Genomic DNA, 2,047 nt, shown 5'->3' with positions numbered 1-2,047 from the left:
CCTAACAACGGGGGCGGCCCAGTGCTCCATCTTCCAAGACGTACTGACCATCGTGCGCAGCGAGCCCGTGCTGGTCTCCATTCACAGCTCCGGAGCGACAACCGAGGTCGTCCAGTACCTCACCGATGCCAAGACGCGCGGAGCGATCCTGCACTGGTTCAACGGAGATGACACCGATGTCAAGCGGGCGATCGACGTCGATGCATACTTTTCGGTCAACGCTGCAATGTCCGAAGATCAGATCCGACGACTTCCGCGGGACCGGGTTCTGTGCGAGACCGACTTTCCCGCACGCAAGGTGCGTTCCCGCAGACCAGCCGACACAGGACGCATCGAGCTGCTGCTGAGTCAGGCCTGGGGTACAAGCCCACAAGAGGTTCGCGCAGCGACCTGGTGGAACCTGCGCACGCTCAGCGAGCGCTCCGGTGCCATCGAGCGCCTACCCGAACCTGTCGCGGACACGCTCTTGTACCTATAGTAGGCGGCACCACGCCGAGCGTCCCGCAACCCTGAAAGCCAGAAATAGGGTCCGCAAGTTCGGAGACCCCCGCTCTGAGCACGCCGGCAACTTCGCTGGCGAAGGCGCACAGCCATGAGCAGGGTCGAGGGAGGGTTCATCGCTCACGCCCTTGTGGATCGCGGAGCAGTACCCCCGCAGCGATCAGATGGTTTCGAACAGTGCCGGCCGAAAAACCGACGCGTGCGCCCACGCGTTCGAGAGACTCGCCGTCGGCATACCGCCGAACCATTTCCTGAACCTCCGCATTCGAGGGAGCGGTGCGACGAAGACGCACACCTCGCTCGCGCAACAGTGACGCTAGCCGCTGCCGACTCACGCCGACTTCCGTGGCTATCGTGCGCAGCGTCTCACCGGCCGCGTATTGAGCCTCTGCCGAAAGGAGCACCTCACCGCTGACCCTTGCCTGCTGTCGGACGTGAGACTCCTCGCGACGGACACCATGCCGCGCACGAAGACGGATCGCGCGATGCATCAAACTCAAGCGGGCCAGCGGCGGGGCAAGTTTCGACAAGCCTCCCGCTAGGTCCACCATTGTGATGAGTCGGGACATATGTCCCAGATGAGTCACGAGATATGTCACTCAACGAGAGCCTGGCCATCGGCCAGGCTCTCGTTGTTTGTTTCTCCAGTAGCCGCGGTCGGGGTCGATGTCGTGGGTGGAGAGCACTTCGCCGGTGGTGAGGTGGGTGACGGTGACGGTGGTGTCGTCGGCGATCGCGAGGACGCGTTTGCCGTTGTTCGCGGTGCCGATGCCGAGGTGGTGCATGCGGCCGGCGCGGCGGAAGCTGATCTTGCCGTCGCTGACGCGGTCGTAGCGCAGTCGGTAGTGCGCGGTGTCGGTGTGATCGCTGGGGACCGCTTTCGGGGTCGCGGCGAAGGCCTGGGCCGGGGTGTGCCCGGTGAGGGATCGGTGGGGTCGGCGTTCGTTGTAATGCTCGCGAAACGTGGTCAGCTGGGTTTGGAGTTCGTGGGTGGTGCGGGCGCGGGGCCGGGCCGTGAGCCACTGTTTCAGGGTTTGGTGGAATCGATCGACTTTGCCCTGGGTTTGTGGGTGGTTCGGGGCGCCGTTTTTCTGTCGGATACTCAGGAGCGCGAGGACGTATTCGAAGGCGTTGCGGCCGCCGCCGTGGTGGGTGGTGTAGACGCGGCCGTTGTCGGTGAGGGTGGACGCGGGTGGGCCGTGGCGTTCGATGTTCGCGAGGAAGCTGGTGACGACGTCGTCGCCGGTGACTGGGGTGTGGACGGTGCAGGAGAGCAGGTATCGGTCGTGGTCGTCGAGCCAGTTGAGGACGAACCGTCCCGAGATCTGCGCCGCTGCTATGCGGGGGAGCGGCGCTCTCCTGAGCGCGGCTGAGTAGGCAGGCTCGAACGCGTCGGGGCTGACCGTCCCGAGGCTAGCGTGGAGTCTGCGGGCGTTGTACAAGTCGACCAAGTCAGGGTAGCGAAGTCGATGATGGCGATCGTCTTGTGCTGGCCGTCGCGGAAGAATTCCGTGTGTACGCACTCGGCTTGGTAGATCTCGTTGAT

The 2,047-nt window shown here is 64.2% G+C and carries 2 protein-coding genes; one reads left to right on the top strand and one right to left on the bottom strand.

Going from position 1 to position 2,047, the window contains the following annotated elements; translation table 11 throughout:
* The coding region (locus ID132_RS12185) for a TatD family hydrolase (protein ID WP_193128751.1) at window positions 1–478 on the top strand (478 nt) is incomplete at its 5' end.
* Between the two features lie 622 nt (window positions 479–1,100).
* Here ID132_RS12185 and ID132_RS15395 read toward each other — a convergent pair.
* The gene (locus ID132_RS15395) at window positions 1,101–1,952 is read right to left on the bottom strand and encodes an integrase core domain-containing protein (RefSeq protein WP_164509711.1); all 852 of its coding nucleotides are present in this window, start codon (window positions 1,950–1,952) and stop codon (window positions 1,101–1,103) included.
* Window positions 1,953–2,047: the final 95 nt, after the last annotated feature.

The organism is Gulosibacter sediminis, assembly GCF_014904065.1.
Classification (GTDB): Bacteria; Actinomycetota; Actinomycetes; order Actinomycetales; family Microbacteriaceae; genus Gulosibacter; species Gulosibacter sediminis.
Note: the sequence above shows the minus strand (reverse complement) of the source record. Positions and strands in the feature narration are given on the sequence as shown.